Source organism: Haloterrigena turkmenica DSM 5511, from assembly GCF_000025325.1.
GTDB classification, from domain to species: domain Archaea; phylum Halobacteriota; class Halobacteria; order Halobacteriales; family Natrialbaceae; genus Haloterrigena; species Haloterrigena turkmenica.
Map to the genome: position 1 here is coordinate 385,086 of NC_013745.1, position 16,516 is coordinate 401,601.

12 protein-coding genes are annotated in these 16,516 nt (G+C 60.7%); 3 read left to right on the plus strand and 9 right to left on the minus strand.

What is annotated here, in order from left to right; translation table 11 throughout:
• Window positions 1–918 precede the first annotated feature (918 nt).
• Entirely contained in the window at window positions 919–2,265 is a 1,347-nt protein-coding gene (locus tag HTUR_RS23150; RefSeq protein WP_012945789.1) for an orc1/cdc6 family replication initiation protein, read from the minus strand.
• A gap of 1,629 nt (window positions 2,266–3,894) precedes the next feature.
• On the opposite strand from HTUR_RS23150, the gene HTUR_RS23155 reads away from it, so the two are divergent.
• Both HTUR_RS23155 and HTUR_RS23160 read left to right on the plus strand, forming a co-directional pair.
• Window positions 3,895–4,785 (plus strand): ParA family protein, encoded by an 891-nt coding sequence (locus HTUR_RS23155; protein WP_012945790.1) that lies wholly within the window; start codon window positions 3,895–3,897, stop codon window positions 4,783–4,785.
• Entirely contained in the window at window positions 4,782–5,348 is a 567-nt protein-coding gene (locus tag HTUR_RS23160; RefSeq protein WP_012945791.1) for a hypothetical protein, read from the plus strand. The genes HTUR_RS23155 and HTUR_RS23160 overlap by 4 nt, the downstream gene beginning before the upstream one ends.
• Before the next feature lie 72 nt (window positions 5,349–5,420).
• On the opposite strand, the gene HTUR_RS23165 is transcribed toward HTUR_RS23160, so the two are convergent.
• A complete protein-coding gene (locus HTUR_RS23165) occupies window positions 5,421–5,699 on the minus strand; it encodes a PadR family transcriptional regulator (RefSeq protein WP_008895851.1) in 279 nt (92 codons plus the stop codon).
• A 266-nt stretch (window positions 5,700–5,965) separates the two neighbouring features.
• Between HTUR_RS23165 and lrp the strand changes: the two genes are divergently transcribed.
• Window positions 5,966–6,427, plus strand: coding sequence for an HTH-type transcriptional regulator Lrp (lrp, locus tag HTUR_RS23170; RefSeq protein WP_012945792.1), 462 nt, complete (start codon window positions 5,966–5,968; stop codon window positions 6,425–6,427).
• A gap of 630 nt (window positions 6,428–7,057) precedes the next feature.
• On the opposite strand, the gene HTUR_RS23175 is transcribed toward lrp, so the two are convergent.
• The 7 genes from HTUR_RS23175 to HTUR_RS23205 form a co-directional block, all read right to left on the minus strand.
• Complete coding sequence (locus tag HTUR_RS23175) at window positions 7,058–8,008, minus strand: dienelactone hydrolase family protein (RefSeq protein ID WP_012945793.1); 951 nt, start codon at window positions 8,006–8,008, stop codon at window positions 7,058–7,060.
• A 102-nt stretch (window positions 8,009–8,110) separates the two neighbouring features.
• Window positions 8,111–8,986, minus strand: a complete 876-nt coding sequence (locus HTUR_RS23180) for a DUF7260 family protein (protein ID WP_148225467.1) — start codon at window positions 8,984–8,986, stop codon at window positions 8,111–8,113.
• Between the two features lie 232 nt (window positions 8,987–9,218).
• On the minus strand, window positions 9,219–10,550 hold the full coding sequence (locus tag HTUR_RS23185) for a hemolysin family protein (RefSeq protein ID WP_012945795.1): 1,332 nt from the start codon (window positions 10,548–10,550) through the stop codon (window positions 9,219–9,221).
• Window positions 10,551–10,738: 188 nt separating this feature from the next.
• Window positions 10,739–12,670: a hypothetical protein gene (locus HTUR_RS23190; protein ID WP_012945796.1), complete on the minus strand. Its 1,932-nt coding sequence runs from the start codon at window positions 12,668–12,670 to the stop codon at window positions 10,739–10,741.
• A 63-nt stretch (window positions 12,671–12,733) separates the two neighbouring features.
• The gene (locus HTUR_RS23195) at window positions 12,734–13,099 is read right to left on the minus strand and encodes a hypothetical protein (RefSeq protein ID WP_049942092.1); all 366 of its coding nucleotides are present in this window, start codon (window positions 13,097–13,099) and stop codon (window positions 12,734–12,736) included.
• Window positions 13,100–13,305: 206 nt separating this feature from the next.
• Window positions 13,306–15,411, minus strand: coding sequence for a pectate lyase (locus HTUR_RS23200; protein ID WP_012945798.1), 2,106 nt, complete (start codon window positions 15,409–15,411; stop codon window positions 13,306–13,308).
• A 207-nt stretch (window positions 15,412–15,618) separates the two neighbouring features.
• Window positions 15,619–16,392 carry an IclR family transcriptional regulator gene (locus HTUR_RS23205; protein ID WP_012945799.1) on the minus strand — a complete coding sequence of 258 codons (774 nt, stop codon included), beginning with the start codon at window positions 16,390–16,392 and terminating at the stop codon, window positions 15,619–15,621.
• Window positions 16,393–16,516 lie beyond the last annotated feature (124 nt).

Genomic DNA, 16,516 nt, shown 5'->3' on the forward strand with positions numbered 1-16,516 from the left:
TGGATACCTCGGCGAGTTCCTGTTGTGCGACCGTCCAGCCGCGTTCCTGACGCGCTCTGTCCAGGCTGCAGCGAATCCGTACGGGGACGTTCAGTCGTACTCCCAACGTCTTCCACCATCGCCACGAACTCGAGTGCTCGGCGATGGGCTCTTCTGGACGTTTAGCTAAAACTGCCGCGTTCGAGTCCCCCACCGCCAGGTTAAGAAGGCACTCTCGAAAAAGAAATAAGAAGAATAGGTAGGTCAGCCAGAATAGCTCCAGGAGTGGCAATAGGAAGGGCATATAGAATAGGTACAATAGGTTCCTACTGAAGATAGTGATGTCAACAAGATAGTGTTACCCTACCGGCAAAACAAAGTGAAGGGAGAAAAGGGTGGACTAAGTTCGATAGATCGGAATCCGTCTATCGATCCTCGGTAAGCATTCCAACGATTCCGGCGGTATGGATCGCAGTGAGCCGCAGATCAGCCAGATTCGACGTACAGTACCACTCGAGTTGTGCGTTTCTCCGCTGGAATTTAACGTTTTCTCGGCACCGCTTCCAACGCGCTTGCCGAGCGATTAGTGCATACGTAGACAGAGTGAACTCGTTTCCCACCCTCACCCCATGTGCGATATGAATTAGCTGCGGTCAACCGGATGAGTAGCTGCGGTCGAACGGGTGAGACCCCGTGTGCGATATGAATTAGCTGTGGTTGTAGGTTAGCTGTGGGAGTAGGGATGAGACTCCGTGTGCGATATGAATTAGCTGCGGTCGAACGGGTGAGACCCCGTGTGCGATATGAATTCTGGAACTCGCTTAAGTGAGGCCCCGTGTGCGATATGAATCAGATTATCCATCATCGCTGGCTACTGGAAGAGAGCTGGGACCGCTGTGAGAATAGAAAGACCGCTGGTCAGCCGACAGCCGACAGCAGTCAGTTCCCTTCGAAGAAGTCGTTGATCTGCGCATTGACGACGGACTCGATCAGTTCCTCGTTGTTCTCGATCTCCTCGAGGCGAATATCCTCCTGCAGCGTTTCCGCGACCACCGACGGGTCGTCCACGAAGGTGTACTCCTTGTGGACGCCACTTCCGTAGCCGCGGCCGCGCTTCTCCGACGTGACGAAGTTGTACGTCTCTGCTTCGGTCATATACCGGAGATACGAGTCGCGTGATTTCTGGTCTGCATCCAGGAGCTCCGCGATATACTGATAGAGGCGGAACGCCACGGTGCTGGGGACAGCGTTGAGATTCCGGTTCGAATAGACCGGAACGATCGCCGTCGCATAGAGGGAGAGTTTCTTTTGGGTCGAAAGTCCCTGCATCTGCGTGAGCGTTCGATCGCGCTCGGCTTCCTTCTGTGCGTCGCGAACGTGCTCCTCGCGAACCGTCTCCTCGCCCTGCCGATCCGCCAGTTCGCCCGCTTTTCGGAAGAGATCGATCGCTTTCCGGGCGTCCCCGTGATCCTGGGCCGCAAACGCGGAGCTGAGCGGGATGATCCCGTCCTCGAGGACGTCGTCGCGATACGCGTCGCGGCGTCGGTCCAGGATCGCCTGCAGCTGGTTCGCGTCGTAGTCCGGAAAGACCACGTCCTGCGGATTGAACGAACTCTCCGCTCGGCCGTCGAGATTCTCCATGAATCGCGGATCGTTCGTCAGCGCGGCGACGGAGATATCGCCCTCGATTCGACCGAGTTGCGAGGCTCGAGAGAGTTGATAGAGGAGTTTCGAGTAGGCGGGTTCGTCGTTCGGATCCCGCTGTCGGCCGACGAGGAGATCGACCTCGTCGAGGATGATGATCACTGAATCGAAGTACTCGCTCAGCAGTTCGTAGAACCGACGGAGTTTCTGATCGGTGGAGATGCCGCTCTCGGGAATCTCGGCTGCGACGCCGGCTTCGGCCGCTGCGTTTTCGACGAGTCGGTAAACAGCACGGTCGTGGGATTTGATCGTCTGACAGTTGATCTGGACGACGCCGAACTGGATATCCTGGGCCGTCGCGAGATCGGAAACCTGTTCGCAGACGGCGTTGATGATCAGCGACTTTCCGGTTCCTGACGGACCGTAGAGAAGCATGTTCGGCGGGCGATTGCTCTGGAGGATCGGCCGGAGATACGTAATGATATCGTCCAGTTGTTGATCACGACCGACGATTCGATCCTCATCGATAACGGTGTCGGGATCGAGCAACGCCTTCTCTCGAAAGACGGAGTTTTGTACCCCCTCCTGAAGACGACCTTTGATAGACTGCGAGAGAGACTGTTGGTCGTTGCCATCAGCCATAGTATCGGAGTGACGCCCAGCCCATAAATAAATGTGGGATACCGTGTGCGATGTCAAATATAGAGGAATCCCGCGGTAAAGGGGTTCTCTCCGTGGAGAGTTAGATAGTATCGAGAACCGTGGGCGAAATCAAACCGGGGCTAAGTGTGGATCGAGACACCCCGTGTGCGAAATGAAATCGGTCGCAACTGATCGGACTGAATTCGAGAGTTGATCACACGGGGAGAACAACAGACGAGAGGGGAAAACACAGTTATGGGGAAGGGGAGTGAACCCCCTCCCCCCGTGTGCGAAATGAAATCGGCTTGAGGGTGGGGGGAGGGGGGATGGGGTGTCAGCGCTGGAAACGGCGGATATCCGGGAATACCAGGGTAAAAAGGACTCTACACCAGATATGAGAATATCTCTATATACTAGGGAAGATTTATTAGCATAGTCTAGAAACAGTAACCGCACTGCAACTAGGACTGGTTATTAATCACATACCATTAGTTAATAATACGTAAGGACATTAGTAGCTATTTCCCAGACGAGTTCTTAATCTAGAGAGTTCCCGCCAGTTTATAGCCGCTATGGACGTCACTCAGCCGCTCTTGCTGGTTTCACCTGTTCCAACTTCAACCGATGGCCTTCCCTCCTTCTCACCGATTTCATCTCGCACACGGGGTGGGGGTGTCTCCTTCATTACCCACCCTTCTCCAGCGACTCCTTCTCTCCGAGAGTTCCAGTTCGCTCGAGAGGATCGACTAGTTCGAAATGGCCCGTTCACGCACGAGCTCGAAAAACTCACCGTTGAAACGATACGGGAATGGGTCGTCGTCAATGTATGGTGAGTCCATGATATCCTTACCCAACCCTCTCTTTGCAATATTCGTTGCTCCGTTTGTATGACTCGAGACCGCCTGTTTTAGGGATCGTAGCTCTCGCTCTTCCCCCACAATTTGCAGTAAAACGACCGGTGCAGGTCTTTCAAGTCATAGCACCACTTTAATTCACGGAAGACGGGGTGATGATTTCTGAGAATAACCCTACTACGGACCAGCTCAAACGTAATCGGTATGTATTCTTATTTAGAGTTTTCTCGCTACGTGGTTCTCTCGTGCACTTTACTGGAAATTGTGGGGGGGAGGGCGTTCCACCATTTCCGTCCGTCTACCTCTCCGTCTTCTTCCGATTATCTTCCCTTCCGAGTTTACTGGTCACGAACATCTCCAATTTTCGGACGACGACGGCAGGCATCGGGGCTTGTAGACAGCTCGGCTGCGACCCAACCGATCGTTCGAGACCACCTTGTCGATGGTCTAATGAGTGTGTCAGACCAAACCACGGGAGGTAGCCTCGCGACCAAGCCTCGAGGCGGTTCATTACTGCCATCTTGAACGGACTCTTCCGACAATAGCTACCTCGACTACAATCGGCTCTGTTCCTATTTTACCTATTGTAGCTGTTGTAACTGCTGCAGATGTTTGGACTACTGTACCTGCCCAAGCTATTGTGCCTATTGCACTTACCTTATCTCCAGTAGGTAGAGTTAAGGTTCTGTAGTAGAATCTAACTTTCACCAGCTGAAATAGGACAATTCGGAACAATAGGTCCCTATTCAGATTCTCTCAGCGGGTGAACGTGACAATGAACGATACAACGTCCGAGCCACGCGCTGTAAGCGTGGTCATCCTAAAAGGCGGCGTCGGCAAATCAACGACCTCGATGAATCTCGCGCGCCAGCTCGCCGAGCGCGGACCGACCCTCTACGCTGACCTCGACCCGAACGGTCACGCGACGAACGGGCTCGGCTTCGAGGATGCATACCAGGGAGAGATCAATCTCGGGGACGTCATCCTCGAGGGGACGGCGACCCCCCACGACCTGATCCGACCGACCGACCACGGGTTCGATCTCCTCCCGTCGTCGGATACCCTCGAGGATGTCGAGAAAGACCTCGCGGGCGCGATGCAGGGATCGGCGCGGATCAAGTCGAAGATCGTCGATCCGCTGCTGGGCGACGAGTACGAGTACGTGGTCTTCGACTGCCCGGCGTATCCGGGGATGCTCAACAACAACGCCCTCGTCGCCACCGGGAACGTCGTGATCCCGATCGAACCGGGTTCGAGCGCGATCGGCGGCTACAAGCGAACGATGGAGCGGCTGATCGAGCCGGCTCGAGAGTATATCGACGTCGACGTCCTCGCCGTCGTCCCGAACAAGCTCTCCGATCGGATCGACCAACAGACCGAGGATCGGGAACTCATCGAGAACCTGAACACGGCGACCTACGAGGTCAATCCCGGACAGCCCCTCCAGGAGGCGGTACCGGAGTTCGCCCGGATCACGGCCGAGGAGTTCGATGCGATCGACGCCGGCGAGATGAGCGCGCCGAAGCCGGGCATCCGTCACCGGTCGGCGCTGTCGCGATCCTTACAGCACAATCAACCGCTCCAGGATTACGACCCGGAGAACGACCAGATTCCCTGCTACGAACAGCTCGCCGAAATCGTCGCCGCCGGAGGGATCGATCGATGAGCAATCCGTTCGACGATCTGAAAGAAACCGAGACGGAGTCGACCGAATCGGACGATCCGACGTCGTTTGAGGACGACCCGAAAACGACCGAAAACGGCCCTGAGACGTCCGATACTGAATCCACAAGCGACGACCAGTCGACGACCGATTCCGCGGATACGCCGACCGCTAACTCGGCGGAGACGCCCGACGAATCGTCGGCGGTAGCGACTCCCGACTCGAGTACGAGCGATGAGTCGGCCGCGGACTCGCCCGTTGACCGCAGCGAATCCGCAGACCCCGAGTCCGAATCGGAGACCGCCGATGCGGTCTCGCCCGCGGAGACGGGGCCGGCGTTCGAATACAGCGCGGTCAAACAGAAGCCGTTCTACGCTCGCACCGAGACGGTCGCCGCATTCGAGAACGCGATTCGGACGACGATCCTCCCGACGCTCGCCCAAGCGGAGGTGCTCGACGAGGAAACCCGCGAAATTCACGATGCGGTGCTCCGCCTGGCGAGCGAGCAGCCAGAGCGGGTCGCCGAACTCGTCCTCGAGGAGCGACGCCGGTCCGGCGAACAGTAGGATCGTTCGGTTACCCTCAGCTACTGACGGAGCTGGCGGTCTTTGCGGTTGTCGGCGGTCGATTCGAACGGCTCAGTCGAGATCGACGTACTGATTCTCCCAGTCTCGTCGCGCCTCGAGTTCTCGCGTGCCGCGTCGCGTGACCGAGTAGACGTTGGTCCGTCGGTCCTTGGTCCCCTTCTCGACCAGTCCCTTGTCGACGAGCGTATCCAGGTTCGGATAGAGACGGCCGTGGTGGATTTCCTTCTCGTAGTAGTTCTCGAGTTCCTCCTTGATAGCGAGTCCGTGCGGTTCCTCCTGACCGGCGATCACGTACAACAGGTCACGCTGGAATCCCGTGAGATCGTACATACTTCTCTAGTCTCGCCCCTGTTATATAAAATCCCATCTATGTTCTGTAACGGGTAATTCGAGGGCCTAGGTCCACGGTATCGTGTCTCTGAAGGAACCAGTACTACCTCAAAACAGCGTGATATCAGGGGCTTGCCGGGTTCCAGCGCCCGCCTATTGACTCTGAAATACCGTATTGCGCCCGATTGGGTGAAAACCGTTCCACCGCTGGGATCGAAACTGGATATTCGAAAACTCCTAGTATAAGGAGTAGTTCATACCCTACAATGGCCTACGAAAACTTGGATGAAGACTTAGTGAACGAACTATTGAACGATGGACGTGCAAGCCTTCGGAGCCTCGCCGAAGAGCTCGACGTCTCCGTCACGACCATCTCGAACCACCTCTCCGCCCTCGAGGACGAGGGGGTCATTCAGGGGTACACGCCCATCATCGACTACGACGCGCTCGGCTACGACGTCACCGCGGTCATGCAGCTCAAAGGCGAGGGGAACGCGCTACCGAAAATCACCGAGACGCTGAAGGACCACGATCAGATGATCTCGGTCTACGAGGTCACCGGTGACTACGACATCATCGCGATCGGCAAGTTCAAAGACACTGACGACATGAACGACCAGATCAAGCAACTGATCACCGATCCCGACATCAATCAGTCGAACACGAGTATCGTTCTCAATGCCGTCTCGGAGAACGAACAGTTCGAACTCGAGACCGACGACGAGTAACCGCAGTGTAGCGGCGTTGTATCGACTGCTGCCGAACGTCAACTTTTAACTGAGAACGAGACGAGTAGTGTCTTTCATATCGCTATCACGTACTTGTCGGAAAGCGAGAGTACAACGACGCCTTTCTTTTCGTGATGCCACTACTCATTATGTACTTTTGATTATTTCTTCTAATAACCTATTATCTTATATGTAGTGGTCTCTCCAGCATGAGAAATTGTATATGTACGGATATTTCTCGAACTAGTGACTTCATGGACGCCAAAAGGCGCTGTGCACAATCTATTTCGTCTTATTTGGCTAGGAATTCGACAGTTGGGTAATCATATGGCGCAATATCTCTTGAATCTGGTGATCGGAATGCGACCGCCGTGTTATTGGACTAAGAAGCGCTTTGACTCGGGTTCTGGGGGTGAGCAAATTTCGGGCTCTCGTATCTCTGTTTCGACTCGCTATATCTCATACTCTCTTGAGTACCAAATTTATTACTTACTGCTTATTCCGATATGACTGTGGAACGTTACATTTCGAGATCTGAAATCGGCGCAGTGCTCGTTCTCGAGCCACTCCCACTCGAGTCAACCGACCGACACCGATAAAAACAGAGTTCTCACCGAGATATCCCCAGTGCTACCGACCGAGTTGCTGATCCAACCAGTCGTAGGAACTCGAGCGGACTTCCGTGGAGAACTCGTGACCGCCGTCGAAAAACAGCGTCTCGAATCGCTCCAGGGCATCAGCATCGGCGTAGGCCTCGGAGACGACGTCGGCGAGGTCGCGGACCGATTCGGGCGGGAAGATGTGATCGTCGGTGCCGTGGGTAACCAGCAGTGAGCGCGGCGCGATGTCCGCTAAGACGTCTTTCATGTCACCAACCGTCAGGAGGTCGGGCACGTAGAGCGCGAAGTTGTGGGTGATTTGCTCGCGCTGGACGGCGGCGAGTTTGGCCACACCGCTCGAGACGACCGCGGCGTCGATGCGATCATCGAACCACGAGAGCCAGGCGGCTTCCTGACCGCCCAGCGAGTGGCCGATCACGCCCAACGCCTCGGAGGTGACCTGGTCGTGGGCCGTGAGGACGTCGAGCGTGGCGACGAGATCCGAGAGGTACTTCGTCTGGAGCGAAGAGCCGCGTAGCAGGCGATCCATCGCGACGAACTTCTCGTAGTCGGCACCCGTGGGCGCCGTCCCGGCCGCTCGTTCGCGCTCGGACGGCCGTCGGTCCTCGAAGGCGAGCAGGTCCGGACAGCAGACGACGTACCCGCGCCGGCAGAGTTCGGCGCCGTAGTGGTACGGCTCCGTCTCGCTCAGCCCGGCGGGATCCGATTTCCCGACGTCGAACTCGCCCGCGTGCGGGTGCACGGCGAGAATTCCGGGCCGCTGCCCGTCGATATCGTCGGGGACGAGTAGATACGCTCGACTCCGTTCGTCCGGTTCGACGGCGTACTCGAGGAGTCGGCGCTCGAAGCCGTCGGCGGTCATGACCGAGATGGTTTCGACGGCCGGATCGGGTCGGTCGGGGAACGAACCGAGGCAATCGAGGATCGCGTCTCGAGTGTCGTCTCTCTCAGGAGCGTCCATATCGGTTCGACGGACGGCGAGGTCATAATTCGGTCGGGTCGTGCGAGATCGCGGTTGGCGGCTACAACCGCGGACGGGCGTCCTCGACTGCCGCCGCCGGAATCATCGGTACGTAATCGCTCGACGGACCGCGTCCCGCCGCGCTCGGAGTCGTTCACACCGTTCCGTAACGGCCGCCAATACCGGAAAGTCGGCCTCGAGAGACTCGTAGAGGTAGAGCTGCAAGAACGGGTAACCGGTCTTCGACCGGGAGGCATCGTTCGAGTGAATCTCGTGCTGTCGGTCCCGATGTAGTTGCTCGTATCGGCTGAGACAACGCTGCAGTCGCCGTTCGTACTCGAAGAGTTCCGTGAGGGTGTACGTCGAGAGCGGCGAGTCGCTCTCCCGATCGACCGCGTCGGTCGAGTCGTCCTCCGTACCGGTCGAATCCTCCGCGACGGTTTCGTCGATCTCGCGAAGTCGATTCCGACTCCGTTCGAGCGCGTCGCGTTCGGCGTCGACCGCGTCAAGCAGCGATTCGCGGCGGGACGTGGCCAGTCGCGACTGCTGTATCACCGCCTGTTTGAGCGGTTGCGAGAACTGGTAGCCGTTCGCGACGGCCGACGCGACGTTTTCGGACAGTTCCAGCGTCATGTTCTCGTAGAGTTCCTCTCCGTACTCGCTCTCGTAGTGATCGACGTCCATGACGGTGGCCCGGTAGGCGTCTCGGACGTCGCTGACGTTGCTCCCGGTCGCAGTGGTGTTTCCGACGAGAACCGTGGAGACGCCGTCCCTGCTATCGGTCTGTACGGTGATCGATTTCACCGTCGACGCGAACCGGTCGAACGCCTCGCACTCCCGTTGCAGTTGCTCGCGTTCCCGCTCGACGGCCCTGGTCGCCGCGGGAAAATAGCCGCCGATCGCAAGCGAACTGGCAACTAGCGCCGTTCCGTGACCGCCTCCGGTCGGTCGCCCGAAAGCCGGCCCGCTGCTCGTCACTACGAGAACCGCCACTGCGAGAACCCCGAGCGCGACGACGCCTCGAATAGTTTGCTCGACGGTCCGCATACGATCGACTCTTCCTGGTCTGAATACTCCCGTCATCGTTCGTCACGTACCCATTCTTTGGTGTTAGTTATCACACTTTCTATCGAATATTTGACTATACTACTCGAACGACGGTCCGGTCAATTACTCTCGAGTTCGACCGATGCGAAATCAACACGCTCGTTCAACTCGTCGCGGAGATACCGGAGTCATCAGTCGCCGACGGTTCCGGTTCGACGATCCGAACGCGTTTGATGCGCGTCGTATCGACGGTTTCGACCGTGAGATCGACACCGTCGTACGTGAACGTCTCGCCGGGTTCGACCAGTCGGCCGGCGAGATTGAAGACGAAGCCGGCGATCGTCTCGAACTCCTCGCCCTCCGGCAGGTCGATCTCGAGGGCGTCGTTGACGTCCTCGATGTTGACCTCGCCGTTGACGCGAACGGTTCGGTCGTCGACGACCTCGATTGGTTCGTCCTCCTGCGTCTCCAGGATCTCGCCGACGATCGCCTCGACGATGTCCTCGGTCGTGACGATCCCTTCCGTCGTTCCGAACTCGTCGATGACGACGACCTGCTCGACGCGCTGCTGGCGCATCTCGCGGAACAGTTCGTCGACCTGCTTGCTCTCCGGTACGTGCAGCGTCTCCTCGAGGTACAGTTCGAGGGTTTCGTCTTCGGTCTCGCCGTACTGACGGTCGCGGACGAGGTCGCCGAGTTCGACGACGCCGACGACGGTGTCGAGGTCGCCGTCGTAGACCGGCAGGCGGGTGTGGCCGCTCTCGACGCATTTCGCGACGGCCTCGTCGACGCTGGCCTCTCGAGCGACCGCGGTGACGTCGAGTCGCGGCGTCATCACCTCTTTGGCGATGGTGTCGGTGAACCGGAACACGCGCTGGAGCATCTCGCGCTCGTCGGTCTCGATGATCCCCTCGCTCTCGCCGGTCCGGATCAGGTTCCGGAGTTCCTCGCGGGTCACGTACGACTCTTCGACGGCCGTACCGCCGCCGGTCAGCCGATTGATTACGCGGGTCAGCCAGTCGAACGTGATCACGAGCGGAAACAGCGCGTACTCCGAGATTTTGAGGGGACGAGCGACCGACAGCGCCCACGATTCGGTGTTCTCGATGGCGTAGGACTTGGGAGCACTCTCGCCGAACAGCAGGACGACGGCCGTCACGCCGAACGTCGCCGCCAGCACCGCTCGGCCCTGGCTCATGTACATCGCGAACAGTCCGGTCGCGATCGACGACATCGCGATGTTGACGAGGTTGTTCCCGACGAGGATCGTCACCAGCAGCCGATGGGGATCGTCCTTGAGCGCCTGGACGGTCTCGGCGCCGGGAGTGCCGTCCTCGACGAGCGCCTCGATGCGGTGCTGGGCCAGCGAGAACATCGCGATCTCCGCCGAGGAGAAGAACCCTGACAGGACCAGCAACACCAGCAGCGCCGCGACGCCGGCGGGAGCCACGAGATCCGATGGGAGCAGGCCGCCGGCGACTGCGCCGACGAGCATCGCCTCGAGTCCCGTCACGACGCGTCACCACCGGGAGCGGGGGTTGGCGGCTGCCGGGAACCGCCGCGATCGGCTCTCGGGACGACGTACTCGCGGTCGCCTGCGGCGCTGCGTTCGGGTGGACGCCGGTGCATGGACACTGGTGAATGTTTGGGACTGGAGACTGGTAGTAGTTGGGACATTTCGGCTCACTCACTCGCCGGCGTGTGCGACTCGTTCCACGGGAACGCGTAGCTCGGATCGTTCGCGAACCGATCGAGGTCCGCCGACAGCGACAGTCGCGAGCCGCTCGGGAGCGACACTCGGATCGCGTTCGACTCGGGTTGCCCGCGCTCGCCGTCGTACTCTACGGCCGTGAACTCGTGTTCGCCGTAGGCGCCGGCCTGCACGACGACCTTGCGGTCCGCGCCGCCGCCGTTGACCAGCGTGAGGTCGACGCCCTCGCTCGAGACGTCTTCGACCAGCGCCGAGACGCCCGGCGGGAGCCCCGGGCGCTCGTGCTCGGGGTCGAAGTGGCGGACCTGCGCCATCACGAGCCCGCCGTAGTAGACGGGCTGGGGCGCCCCCATCGTGAGCTGGAGGAGTCCGCGGTGGAAGACCGGGTTCCGGTCTCGGAGGTAGTCCTCGTCTAAGTCCTCGCTCTCGGGGACGCCGCCCTCCTCGCGCATGAGCGTGAGGTGGTCACGCACGTGGGCGTGATTGGCCTCCATGATCCGCTCGGGATAGGCGGGGAAGTCGCCGTCGAGGTACGACAGCCAGGCGTACTCCTCGCCGGCGCCGTGTTTGTTCGACGCCCGGAAGTCGACCTGTTTCCAGTCCCGGCTGCCCCAGTCGCGCAGTCGATCGACGCGCTCGCGATCCTCCTCGGCGAGGGACATATACCAGAGGTGGAAGACGTAGGGGTCGTCCCGGTGGGGCTTGAACTCGTACCAGCCGTCGCGCCAGAGCACCTCGCCGTCGTTCTCCGTGAGCACGCCCGAGGCATTGTAGTGGTAGTCGCCCGGATCACCGTACTTGTGTGGGACGTACAGCGTGTCGTGGATCGGGTCCTCGCTCACTTCGATCCCGTTCTCGATGAGGACGTCGAGTTGCGAGCGCGGGAACTCGAGGTACTCCCGATCGCCCTCGAGCAGAACGGCGTTCTCCGCTGCGACCGTCGGCCCGATGCCGACGTAGTGCCAGCCGCCCCACGACCAGCCGTAGAAGCCGCCGTACCACTTCCCGTTGGTGTACTCCCCGATCTCGCCCGAGAGTCCGACGTTGTCTGGGATGATCCCGCCGTTTTCGGCGGTGCGCTCGCGCCACGCTTGAAGGTAGTCCGTCACCCACTCCCGGTACCGGTCGTCGCCGGTGTGGAGGTAGGCGTTGGTCATCAGGCTCGTGATCCCGAGATTGAGCGGGATGTCGCCTCGAGAACAGCGTTCGCCGTAGATCTCGTAGAGTCGGTCCTCGTTGTCCGGATCGAGCAGCTCGGCCGCTTCGTCGAACTCCGTGTCCCGCCACGGGAGTCCGTGGGTCGCCCAGCGGTAGTCGGAGCCGTAGCCGCCGAATGTCGACTGGTCCCCGAACGCCGACAGATCGCTGTACTCGGGCCCCATGCTCCCGTTCTGGGGTGCGCGAACGAGGCGCTTCTCGCCGTCGTAGTTGTTCACGTCCGCGTCGTCGAAGTAGAGGCCCGCAAACCGCTCGGCCCGGTCGACGACGGTCTCGTCGTCCGGCGCCGCCAGCCCCATGTTGTAGGTGAAGAGATTGCCCTCGCCTAGGTGGAACCAGTCGCGACACTGCTCGAACTCGTCGACGACCATCGGGTGGCCGAACGGCGTCTCGGTCTCGCTGCCCCGTTTCAGCGCGCCTTCGTAGGCCTCCTGCGAGCGCTCGAGGAAGCGCTCGTCGCCGCCCATCGCGTACACCAGCGGCCAGTTGTAAAAGCCCTCGATCACGTCGTCGAAGCCATCGACGCCGACGTGGTCGTCGGGCGGCCAGTAGGGCTCGCCGTTCTCGGCGAGGTACTCGTCGACGAACCCGTCGACGGCGTCGGCCATCGTCTCGAACAGGTCGCGCTGTAACGTGGCCCATTCCGGCGGTCGTCTGAAGGTGTCGCTCGCCCGAATCTCGTACATACTCGGTGGAGTGTCTCTCGGACGGATTAATATTTGGGTGTCGGTGGCGCCCACCGGCGCCGGCTACGCCTCGAGGTTCCCCTTCGAGTCCAGAATCTCGGTGAAGAGGTCGACGAACAGCGACGTCCGCTTCGGATAGCCGTCGTCGGTCGTCTCCTCGAGCGGCGCGTTCTCGAGGTTCGTCACCAGATCCGGGGTGTGGGGAAGTCTCCCGACGACCTCGCGGACCTCGAACGTGATCGCGTTGTCGTCGTCCGTATCGAGCCACGCGGCCGCGCTCTGTTCGTCGGTGTACTCGATGGTGTACGTCTCCCCGCCGGCCAACTCGACGATGTGGTCCATGGAGCCGATCTCGAGGCTGTGGTCGTCGCGCTCCAGGTAGAGCGTCCCGTCGGCGATCCGTGGTTCGTATCGGGGCTGATCCGTCATTGTGTGGTAACTGAAGTCATAGGTCACGGAGGGATAAATGATGTGTTCTTTTCCGGTTCCCGTCTCGGCCAGCGCTACCCACAACCCCGAATCATCGAAAAAAGACCGATCGTCCGCGGGCGAGTCGTTCGCCCGCGGATGGGTCGCTCGGTCCGCTCCCGACTCCAGTCGTGTCTCGACTTTTCGTCCGTGTAAGTGGGAACCGACTATTCGACGCTGCGAGCTTTCGCGCGAAGCCAGGCGTGCGTTCCGTTCTGGGGGACGTCCAGCCGCCGCCGGTTGACCTCGAGGTCGGGGTAACCGCCGACCTCTTCCTGGCTGTCGATGTACGTGCCGTCACCGGTACGGAGCTGCTCGAGGACGCGCTCGTCGTGAGCGGTTCGGTCGGCCGGCCGCGCGCCGACGTTCTCGAGGTTGTGTTCGACGACGTCCTCCGAGTCGAAGACCTCGAGGTCCTCGGGCCAGAGCGGCCGCGAGTCGAGTCGCGTGATTCCGTCGCCGACCATCGGATTGTCGCCGCCCTCGAGGACGTTGTCGGCGACGTACGCGTCGCCGTCGCCGAAGACGTTGGGCTGGTCGCTGACCGGTCGCCGGAAGACGTTGCCTTCGATGCTCGCCTCCGTGTCGGGATCCATCCAGGCCCCGTCCCTGTAGTGATACATAACGTTGTTCGAAACGACGGTTCTGGTCCCCTCCTTGAGGCGCGGGTTCCGATCGTAGTTGTGCGCCCAGACGTTGCCCGCGAGCGCGACGTTTTCCGCGTTGTTACCGATCAGCGAACCGTAGCCGTGATCGCCCTTGTGATGGGTCGCGTCCTGCAGCGGCTCGGCGATCAGGCAGTTCGAGACCGTCGTGTTTTCGGTGTCGTAGCCGACCGAGAGGTTCTCGTCGACCCCCCACGTCGCCGTGCAGTGGTCGATGACGTTGTTCTCGGTCCCGTCTCCCGTTCTGATCCCGTCGGGTTCCCAGTCGCTCTCCTCGGTCAGGTTGGCGTCGCCGGGCCGGACCCGCAGGTGCTGGACGACGCAATCGTCCGCGTCGATCCAGAGATCGCCGCGCGTGAGCGTGATCCCCGGCGACGGGGCCGTCTGTCCCGCGAGGTAGAGTTCATCGTTGACCACCGTCAGGCGCTGCTCCTCGAGATCGATCACACCGCTGGTCTCGAAGACGACCAGACGCGGCCCGTCGACCCCGACCGCGGCCGACAGCTGGCGTCGCGTCGGCTCGGTGATCTTGATGACGGGCGTGTCGTCGTCCAGCCACGGCGCCGGATCCGCGAACCCGTCGGCGAGGTCGACGTATGATGCGCTTCGTGGCCCGTTTCGAACCGTCCGGCCGTTCGACCGACCGGGCGTCCCGACCGTTCTGGTCGACCCGGTCGCCCAATCCCCGTCGCTCGTCTCGATGACCGCGCGGTACTCGTAGTACCGCCTGCTCGTGAGGCCGTCGAGGCGGACGCCGAACGCCCCCGTCTCCTCGAGCGTTCCCGCGGCGGTCGTCGCCCAGGACTCGGTCGGAACCTCCCGATACTCGACGTAGCAGTCGGCCGACTCGGCGCCGCCCAGATCGGTCAGTTCGCCGCGTACCGTCGCCCCCGTGGCCGTCACGTCGGTCGCATCGCCGGTCGAGACGAACGGGACGCCCTCTTCAACGTCGACGCTTCCGGCGACGTCGACGTCGCCGATATCGCGGTTGGCGGTCGGTTCGAGTCCCGTCAGATCGCGTAGTTCGGCCGTACAGAGCGTGCCGACGTTGTGGCTCGTCACGGGGAGGCCGACGTACGCGTCGTCGCTCAATTCGACGTGTTCCGCGTCGATATCGGCGATCAGCGTCCAGCTCTCCCCGTCATTCGAGCCGTACGCCTCGAAGACGTCGCCGCTCCGCTTCAGGCGCAGCCACTCGGCCTCGAGGCTCCCACCGTCGACTTCGCTCTCGTCTTCGCCGCCCGACGTCGTGCTGACCGTATCGACGCCGGCTTCCGGCCGCCACTGGAGCGACGCCTCGCCGCTGGGCGTCCGCCGGAGCATCACGTTCTTCACCGTGGGATCCAGTGACTCCCGGATCATGATGCCGGTCTTCGCGTTGGGGTCAGTGTTCTCGAGCGCGGTGTTTCGCACTTGTACGTCGAAGTCTCCGCTGACGTTGTCGTAGTAGTAGTGGAACGCGTCCGCCGTACTCCAGATGTCCGCACCACCGCCGCGAATCGTGATGATGGTCGCCGCCGCGGCCGTGCCACTGGTAACCGCTGCTGCCGTCAGTCCGAGGCTCCCCGCACCGATCGCTCGCAGGAAGGATCGTCGTTTGTGTGCCATGGTATTACACCACCACCCCCGACAATACCGTCAGTGATATATCTTTTTTCGCAGAAGGTACATTTTTCCGAACGTACAGGTAATCGTTACCGCCTCTGACGGATGAGTTATTCCGCGTGACAAATCCGTCCTCGCTCACTGCGTGTTCGAAAGCGACGGTTCGTCGCGCGAACGCGACGAAACGCGAGTCTCCCGCCCCCGTCGGTCCTACGAGAACTTGGTATTGAGTTCGATGACGTTCGCCGCCCGCTGGACGCTCTCGGCGAGTTCGCCGTGGAGGTAGTCGTCCGTGAACCGACTGGCCGGTCCGGTGACGCTGACGGCGCCGACGACCGACGTCCCGTTCCGAATGGGCGCGGCGACACACCGGAGTCCCTCGATGTTCTCCTCGTCGTCGATCGCGTACCCCCGTTTCGCGGTCGCCTCGAGTTCCTCGTAGAGGCCGGCCCGATCCGTGATCGTTTTCGGCCCTCTCCGTTCGAACGCCGCCTCGCTGACGAGTTCCTCCTGTCTGTCGGAGGGGAGAAACGCGAGGATGGCCTTGCCGAGCGAGGTCGAGTACATCGGCTGTTTCCCGCCGGCGCGCGAGGCCGTCTCGACGGCCTGATTCCCCATCGCCTTGTAGAGATACGACACGTGCCCGTGTTCTTCGATCCCGAACTGCGCGATCTCTCCCGTTTCGTTCGCCAGTTCGTCGACCGCGTCGACGATCACGTCGTAGTTGGCGACCTGAGTGCGGACGTCGTTTGCCATGTCCAGCACCTGGAGACTCAGCCGGTAGCCGTCGTCCTCGCGGACGATGATCTCCTCGCTCTCGAGGGTCTGGAGGTGGCTGTGGATCGTGCTCTTCGAGTGGCCGAGTTCGTCGGCGAGTTCGGTCACGCTGGGCCGGTCGTTCTTCCGGACGGCATCGAGAACGGTAAAGGCGATTTCGACTGATTGGATCCGGCGTCCGGTGCGTTCGTTGGGGGCGTTTGCCATACCGAGACATAGCGGGTTTCTCCCACATAAGTTTGTTCCCCTCTGGGGAACTGTTTCCCGTTGAATCTACTGACAATCGCGTGAGGAAAACCGTTCGTCCGCCACCGTCGGTCGCCGGCATACC